The following is an 8,072-nucleotide window of genomic DNA, read 5'->3' on the forward strand; positions in this document are numbered from 1 at the left end:
CAGCATGAAGTGCGCAAGTTGATCGCCGGACCTTCGGTGTTCATTTGTGACGAATGCGTGGATCTTTGCAATGACATCATCCGCGAGGAAGTCCAGGAAAGCAGCAGTGAAGCCAAGCGAGATAACCTGCCGACCCCGCACGAAATCAAGGCCATTCTTGACGAGTACGTGATTGGCCAGCAGCGCGCCAAGAAAGTGCTGTCTGTTGCTGTTTACAACCACTACAAGCGACTGCGCCACGGGCAGGCCAGCACCCGCGGAGAAGACGTTGAGCTCGGCAAGAGCAACATTCTGCTGGTAGGCCCAACCGGTAGCGGGAAAACCTTGTTGGCCGAAACCCTGGCCCGGTTGCTGGACGTGCCCTTTACCATCGCCGACGCCACCACGCTGACAGAGGCGGGGTATGTGGGCGAGGATGTTGAGAACATCATCCAGAAGCTGCTGCAAAAGTGCGACTATGACGTCGAAAAGGCCCAGGTGGGCATCGTCTACATCGACGAAATCGACAAGATATCCCGCAAGTCGGACAACCCGTCCATCACCCGCGATGTATCGGGGGAGGGCGTGCAGCAGGCACTGTTGAAGCTGATCGAGGGTACCGTGGCCTCGGTGCCGCCGCAGGGCGGGCGCAAGCATCCCCAGCAGGAGTTCCTGCAGGTGGACACCTCCAATATCCTCTTTATCTGCGGCGGCGCGTTTGCCGGCCTCGACAAGGTCATTCGCAACCGCTCGGAAAAGGGCGGTATCGGCTTCAATGCGGAGGTCAAGAGCAAGGACGAGCGCCGCAACGTGGGCGAACTGTTGTTCGATCTGGAACCCGAGGACCTGGTGCAGTACGGCCTGATTCCCGAGTTTGTCGGACGTTTGCCGGTGATCGCCACGCTGGAAGAGCTGGATGTGCCCGCCCTGGTCCAGATCCTTACCGAGCCGCGCAATTCCCTGACCAAGCAGTACAGCAAGCTGTTCGAGATGGAAGGGGTGGAAGTGGACTTCCGCGAGGACGGCCTGCGCGCAGTCGCGGAGCGCGCCATGGAACGCAAGACCGGCGCCCGCGGGCTGCGGTCGATCCTGGAAGGGGTGCTGCTGGATTCCATGTATAACATTCCCTCCCGGAGCGACGTCAGCAAGGTGGTGATCGATGAATCGGTGATCCGCGGCGATTCCGAGCCCCTGCTGGTGTACCAGAATCACGAGCCGGCTCCCCGCACCGCTTCCAAGGACGAGTAACAGCCGCCAGCGCGGCGAGTCATTGTCCAGTTCCGTCCGGTTCGGGCCATCTGGCCCTCGAACCGGATGACCCGGGGGCGTCTTGTCATTTGCGCAATCGCCCCCATCTAAGGGTCAGGCGTGTCCATTTTCAACCCGGAGATTTCTATGGGTTCATCTTCAGTTATCGATCTTCCCCTGCTGCCGCTGCGCGATGTCGTGGTCTACCCGCATATGGTGCTGCCGCTGTTTGTCGGGCGGGAAAAATCCGTTGAGGCACTGGAAGATGCCATGACCGGCGGCAAGCAGGTACTGCTGGTCGCACAACGCAATGCCGCGGATGACAACCCGGGGGTGGATGACATCTATCAGGTCGGCACGGTGTCCAACATCCTGCAGTTGTTGAAGCTGCCCGATGGCACCATCAAGGTGCTGGTTGAAGGAAGCTACCGGGCTGTGCTGGATAACGTCAACGATGACGGGCGTTTCACAGTGGCCGGCGTACGCGAAATCGAAAGCGACGACATCCCTGACGCCGAGGCCGAGGGCCTGCTGCGCTCAACCATCTCCCAGTTCGAAAAATACGTCAACTTAAGCAAGAAAGTTCCGGCCGAGGTGCTGACCTCCCTGTCGGGTATTGATGAGCCCGGGCGACTTGCGGACACGATCGCCGCGCATATGAGTGTGGATTTGCAGGAAAAGCAAAAGATCCTGGAAATCGCCCAGGTACGGGCGCGCCTGGAACATCTGATGGGGCTGATGGAGGCGGAAATCGACCTGTTCCAGGTCGAGAAGCGCATCCGTGGCCGGGTCAAGAAACAGATGGAAAAAAGCCAGCGCGAGTACTATCTGAACGAACAGATGAAGGCGATCCAGAAAGAACTGGGAGATCTCGACGAGGCCCCCAGCGAGCTGGATGACCTGCAGGCCCGCATCGAGGATGCGCGCATGCCCGACGAGGCCAGGACCAAGGCGCTGGGAGAACTCAACAAGCTGAAGATGATGTCGCCGATGTCCGCCGAGGCGTCGGTAGTCCGCAGCTACATCGACTGGATGGTCAGTGTGCCCTGGTCCAAGCGGAGCAAGGTCAAGCATGACCTGAAGCGTGCATCCACCATCCTCAACGAGGACCATTTCGGGCTTGAGGAAGTCAAGGAGAGGATCCTCGAATATCTGGCGGTGCAGAAGCGCGTGCGCAAAATCAAGGGGCCGGTGTTGTGTCTGGTAGGTCCTCCCGGCGTCGGCAAGACGTCGCTGGGCGAATCCCTCGCCCGCGCCACCAATCGCAAGTTTGTGCGCATGGCTCTGGGCGGCGTGCGGGACGAAGCGGAGATCCGCGGGCACCGTCGGACCTATATCGGCTCCATGCCCGGCAAGCTGTTGCAAAAGATGTCCAAGGCCGGGGTTCGCAACCCGCTGTTCCTGCTCGATGAGATCGACAAAATGGGCATGGACCATCGCGGTGACCCGGCGTCCGCCATGCTGGAGGTGCTGGACCCGGAGCAGAATCACGCCTTCAATGACCACTATCTCGAAGTCGACTACGACCTGTCCGATGTCATGTTCGTCTGTACCTCCAATACCATGAACATCCCGGGCCCCCTGCTGGATCGGATGGAAGTGATCCGTATCCCGGGTTACACCGAGGATGAGAAGGTCAACATCGCCGAGCGCTATCTGGTTCCCAAGCAGCTGCGGCAAAACGGCCTGGCCAAGGACGAAATCAGCATCGCCGAGGGCACGGTGATCGACATCATTCGCTACTACACGCGGGAAGCCGGCGTGCGGGCCCTGGAGCGCGAGATTGCCAAGATCTGCCGCAAAATGGTCAAGCGCTTCGCGCTGAAGGAGAGTAGTGCCAATACCACGGTAACCGCGGAAATGCTCCCGGACCTGCTGGGCGTACGCAAGTTCAACTACGGAATTGCCGAGGATGAAAACAAAGTCGGCCAGGTCACCGGGCTTGCCTGGACCTCGGTCGGTGGTGAGCTGCTCACCATCGAGGCGGCTTCAGTGGCCGGCAAGGGCCGCTACGTCAAGACTGGATCCCTGGGCGATGTGATGCAGGAGTCCATCCAGGCCGCCACCACGGTGGTGCGCAGCCGTTCGCAGATGCTGGGTATTCCCGCATCGTGGCATGAGAAGCACGACGTGCACATCCACGTGCCCGAGGGTGCAACCCCGAAAGACGGTCCCAGCGCCGGTGTGGCCATGTGTACCGCTCTGGTATCAGTGTGCACCGGTATTGCGGTGCGCGCCGACGTGGCCATGACCGGGGAGATTACCCTGCGCGGCGAGGTGCTGCCCATCGGCGGTCTCAAGGAAAAGCTGCTGGCGGCGCGCCGGGGCGGGATCAAGACGGTCATCATTCCGAAGGAAAACGAGCGCGACTTGAAAGAGGTGCCGGATAACATCAAGCAGCATCTGGAGATCCGGCCCGTGAAATGGATCGACGAAGTGTTGGCCATCGCCCTCGAGCACATGCCCAAACCGCTGACCGATGAGGAGTATCTGGCGCCGGCGCCAGGTACCGGTCAGGATGCGGGGCAGGGCGAGAAAAACCGGATAAATACGCACTGAAACAGGGGTATCGGTTGACCGTGAACTCGGCTCTGGTATACAGTCGAGCCCCTGAATCCCGAGGTGATTCTCCCGCTTTCAGCGCTAGTGGACGCCAGATAGAAAAATTGGAAATATTTCTGGCGCCGCTACATTGTCTTTAGTTTGGCCGCAGAGTGCTGCAGCTACCAAAACAACTTTTTATCAGTTAACAGCCCAAGGGGATACTTGTGAACAAGACCGAACTCATCGATGCCATCGCCGCTTCCGCCGACCTGCCCAAGGCTTCTGCCGGGCGCGCACTGGACGCCATTGTCGACAGCATCACCGAAGCGCTCAGCAAAGGTGACCAGGTAACACTGGTAGGCTTCGGCACTTTCGCCGTCAAACACCGCGCGGCACGCGAAGGCCGTAATCCGCAAACCGGACAGACCATCCAGATCAAGGCGTCCAATGTGCCCGGGTTCAAACCTGGCAAGACGCTCAAGGATGCCGTCAACCCCTGAGTCGCAGTATCCCGGCGGAGCCTTCGGCGCCGTTTTCGACAGCCTTGCAGCTCCACCAGCGATACGGTAATTACCCAGGGAAAGGCGCACTCAAGAGTGCGCTTTTTTGTTGCTACACAGTGGAAAAATGACCCATGCTTCAGGATATTCGCAAGAGCACCCAGGGAACCACAGCCAAGGTTGTCATCGGTCTGATAGTTGTTTCCTTTGCCCTCTTTGGCATTGAATCCATTTTGCTCGGTGGTGGCGGCAGCAGCGTTGCCGAGGTGAACGGCGAGTCGGTCAACCCTGTCGAGTTGCAGCAGGCGGTCGACACCCAGCGTCGGCAGTTGATCGCAATGATGGGTGATGACCTCGACCCGCAGATGTTGGACGAACAGCGCCTTAGCGCGCGGGCGCTGGAAGGCATCATCAATCGCAAACTGTTGATGCAGGCTGCCCGCGACATGGGGTTGACGATATCCGAAGTGGAACTGGGCGCAGTGATTGCCGGCATGGAACAATTCCAGCTTGACGGCCAGTTCTCGCCCGAGATGTACAAGAGCATGCTGGCGTCAGCGGGCTATACCCCGGGGACATTCAAGCTGGCGCTGAAGGATGATCTGATCCTCAATCAGCTGCGGGCGGGTCTCAGTGGCAGCGATTTCGCAACGCCCGCCGAGCTGACGCTGAACGCCCGCATCCTGGCGGAGCAGCGAGACATCCGGTACCTGACCATTCCCCTGGAGTCCTTTTCGTCATCGTCGGAGCCCGATAGTGATGAAATCGAGGCCTGGTACCGGTCCAACGAAGAACGCTTCATGAGCCCCGAAACGGTCGAGCTGAACTATGTGGAGCTGACGCTGGACGATTTTCGTCAGCCAGTTGCCGAGCGCGACCTGGAGGAAGAGTACAGGATTGAGGTCGACAGCTATCAATACCAGACCGAGAACCGGGTAGCCCACATTCTGCTGGAGCGAGCTGATGGCGAAACCGAGGCGGAGTTCAACGGCCGCATCGAAGCGGTGCAGGCGGCTCTGGCTGCAGGAGAGGACTTCGCGTCGGTCGCTGCGGAACGCTCCGATGATATAGGTTCAGCGAGCAACGGCGGTGATCTGGGCTTCAGCGCCGGCGATGCGTTTCCCGAGGAAATGGAAGAGGCTATTGCCAGCCTGGAGGTAAACGCCGTTTCCTCCCCTGTGGTGACCGACGCCGGTACCCATATCCTGCGGGTGACCGAGCGGCGGGATTCCGACCCTCCGAGCCTTGAGGAACTGCGCCCGCAACTCGAGGCGCGGCTGCAGGACCGTGAGGCCCGGGTTGCCCTGTTGCTGGCGGTGGAGAAGCTGCGCGATCTCGTATTCACCGCCAGCAGCCTGGCGCGCCCGGCCGAGGAGTTGGGCGTCGAAGTCAAGCGCAGTGAACCGGTTTCCCGCGACCAGCAGACCGGTCCGCTGGCAGCGCCGGCGATCCTGCGCGCTGCGTTTTCCGAGGATGTTCTGGAGCTGGGCCACAACAGCGAAGTGGTCGAGCTAGGCAGCGACCGCTTTGTGGCGGTAAGCCTGCATCAGCACAACAAGCCCGAACTCCAGCCGCTGGAAGCGGTACGTGAGGAAATTGTCGTGGCCCTGACCCGGGAGCGCGCACGGGAGCAACTTGCCCGTGCCGCCGAACAGGCAGTCGCGGCGCTGGCAGCTGGCGAAGAGACGGTAGAGTCGCTGGCGCTGCGGGAAGGATATGACTGGCAGGTTGAGCTCGGTGCCCGCCGTGACAACCGCACCGTACCGGGAGTCGTGCTGCAGCGCGCATTCAGCCTGCCGGCACCGGCATCCGGCCCGATGCTCGACTACGTTATCGAAAATTCCGGTGATGCCCGGGTGCTTGAGCTGGTGCGGGTGGAGGCGGGCGAACTGGCCGCGCTGCCGGTGGAGCAGCAGCGCGCCCTGAGCCAGCGGATCGGAGGCGAGTTCGGCGCTGTACTGCAGGTTGAACACGAACAGCAGCTTCGCGACGAGGCGGATATTTCCGTTCTTTAAAGCCCCAACGACAGGAATCTGACAGACATCATGGCCAGACGTATTCTCACGCTCAACCAGATATCGGTGAAGGGGTTGGAGCGCCTGCCCCGCGAAGGCTATGAGATCGCCAGTGAATTTACCCACCCCGACGCGATTCTCCTGCGCTCCCATAAACTTCTGGTTGCCGACATAGCCGATTCGGTACTGGCAATCGCCCGCGCGGGTGCCGGAGTCAACAATATTCCGGTGGCGGAATGTACCCGCCGGGGCATCCCTGTATTCAATTCCCCGGGCGCCAACGCCAATGCAGTCAAGGAACTTGTTGCTGCTGGTTTACTGCTGGGCTCCAGGGGCATCGTCGAAGGTCTTGCCTACGTCGATGGCCTCGCCGGTATCAGCGACTCCGCGGAACTGCACCAGACCCTGGAGGCGAACAAGAAGCACTTCAAGGGCAACGAGTTGCGCGGCAAGACCCTGGGTATCGTCGGGCTCGGTGCCATCGGTTCACTGGTGGCGGACATGGCCCTGACCCTGGGCATGGATGTGATTGGCTATGACCCGGCACTGTCAGTTGATGCCGCCTGGCGGCTATCGAGTCAGGTCCGCAAGGCGGATACGCTGTCGGCTGTTTTCGCCCGCAGTGATTACATCACGCTGCACTTGCCGGCGCTGGAGTCCACCCGCGGGCTGGTCAATGCCGAACTGCTGGCGGCCATGCCGGCCCACACCTGCCTGCTGAATTTTGCCCGCCAGGAGATCGTCGACGAAAGCGCACTGCTGGCGGCGCTGGAGCGTGGCCAGTTGCGCAAGTACATCGCTGACTTCCCCAGCCCCGCGCTGATTGGGCGCAAGGATGTCGTACTGATGCCGCACATTGGCGCCAGTACAGACGAGGCCGAAGACAACTGCGCCATCATGGCGGCCGACCAGTTGCGGGACTTTCTCGAGAACGGCAATATCCGCAACGCCGTGAACTTCCCGACCCTGCAACTCGAGCGCGCGGGCGGCTGTCGACTGGCGGTGACCAACACCAATGTGCCGAAAATCCTGGGCAGCGTGCTGTCCATTCTGGCAGAGTTGAACATCAACGTCGTCGATATGCTGAACAAGAGCCGTGACGACATCGCCTACAACCTGATCGATATGGATATCTGCCCCGCCGAGTCCAGCCTGGCCTCAATGCGGGCGCTGGAGGGTGTTGTCAACGTCAGGGTAATTCCATAGCCGGCTGACTCCGGCCGGCCCATCCGAACCGGAGGCAAGGACCATGGCCGACGTACTGGACGCCCTTGCGAGCCAGGCTCGCAAGGCTCGTAACTTCGATAATCCTCCCCTGGAACGCTGGCACCCGCCGCTCTCGGGAGACATTGACATTCGCATTGCCGCAGACGGCAGCTGGTACCACGAGGGCAGGGTCATTGCCCGCGAGGCCATTGTACGGTTGTTCGCCAGTATTCTGCGCCGGGAAGAAGACGGAGAGTACTATCTGGTCACTCCCGGCGAGAAGTGGCGGATCCAGGTCGATCTGCACCCCCTCATCGTCACCGAGATCAACACGCGCAAAGACGCGGAGCATCCGCTGCTCCTGGCGCGGTTGAACACCGGGCGCGAAGTCCCCATTGACCGGGAGCATCCCCTGTTCCTGGAGCCCGCCGTGGGCGATGTCGCCGCCATGGTGCTCCCCCACGGTCTCAGTGCCCTGCTGTCGCGGGCCGCCTGGTATCGCCTGGTCGAAAGCGCCGAGGAGAGAGAGGGGCGCCTGCAGGTCACCAGCGCCGGGGAGTGGTTCCCGCTGCAGTAAACC

The 8,072-nt window shown here is 60.9% G+C and carries 6 protein-coding genes; all 6 read left to right on the forward strand.

The window, feature by feature from the left end; translation table 11 throughout:
* On the forward strand, positions 1-1,227 hold a 1,227-nt coding region (gene clpX / locus RJQ10_RS10340), incomplete at its 5' end, for an ATP-dependent Clp protease ATP-binding subunit ClpX (protein ID WP_350146273.1).
* Positions 1,228-1,374: 147 nt separating this feature from the next.
* Positions 1,375-3,786, forward strand: coding sequence for an endopeptidase La (gene lon / locus RJQ10_RS10345; RefSeq protein ID WP_350146275.1), 2,412 nt, complete (start codon positions 1,375-1,377; stop codon positions 3,784-3,786).
* A gap of 209 nt (positions 3,787-3,995) precedes the next feature.
* The gene (gene hbs, locus RJQ10_RS10350) at positions 3,996-4,271 is read left to right on the forward strand and encodes a non-specific DNA-binding protein Hbs (RefSeq protein WP_350146277.1); all 276 of its coding nucleotides are present in this window, start codon (positions 3,996-3,998) and stop codon (positions 4,269-4,271) included.
* Between the two features lie 134 nt (positions 4,272-4,405).
* Positions 4,406-6,286, forward strand: a complete 1,881-nt coding sequence (locus RJQ10_RS10355) for a SurA N-terminal domain-containing protein (protein WP_350146279.1) — start codon at positions 4,406-4,408, stop codon at positions 6,284-6,286.
* A gap of 30 nt (positions 6,287-6,316) precedes the next feature.
* A complete protein-coding gene (locus RJQ10_RS10360; RefSeq protein WP_350146281.1) occupies positions 6,317-7,492 on the forward strand; it encodes a phosphoglycerate dehydrogenase in 1,176 nt (391 codons plus the stop codon).
* A 43-nt stretch (positions 7,493-7,535) separates the two neighbouring features.
* A complete protein-coding gene (locus tag RJQ10_RS10365) occupies positions 7,536-8,069 on the forward strand; it encodes a DUF1285 domain-containing protein (protein WP_350146282.1) in 534 nt (177 codons plus the stop codon).
* Positions 8,070-8,072: the final 3 nt, after the last annotated feature.

The organism is Haliea sp., assembly GCF_040222615.1.
Classification (GTDB): domain Bacteria; phylum Pseudomonadota; class Gammaproteobacteria; order Pseudomonadales; family Halieaceae; genus Haliea.

Coding starts and splice junctions, on each gene's coding strand:
- RJQ10_RS10355 (WP_350146279.1), top strand. CDS start 4,406: ATGCTTCAGGATATTCGCAAGAGCACCCAGGGAACCACAGCCAAGGTT.
- lon (WP_350146275.1), top strand. CDS start 1,375: ATGGGTTCATCTTCAGTTATCGATCTTCCCCTGCTGCCGCTGCGCGAT.
- RJQ10_RS10360 (WP_350146281.1), top strand. CDS start 6,317: ATGGCCAGACGTATTCTCACGCTCAACCAGATATCGGTGAAGGGGTTG.
- RJQ10_RS10365 (WP_350146282.1), top strand. CDS start 7,536: ATGGCCGACGTACTGGACGCCCTTGCGAGCCAGGCTCGCAAGGCTCGT.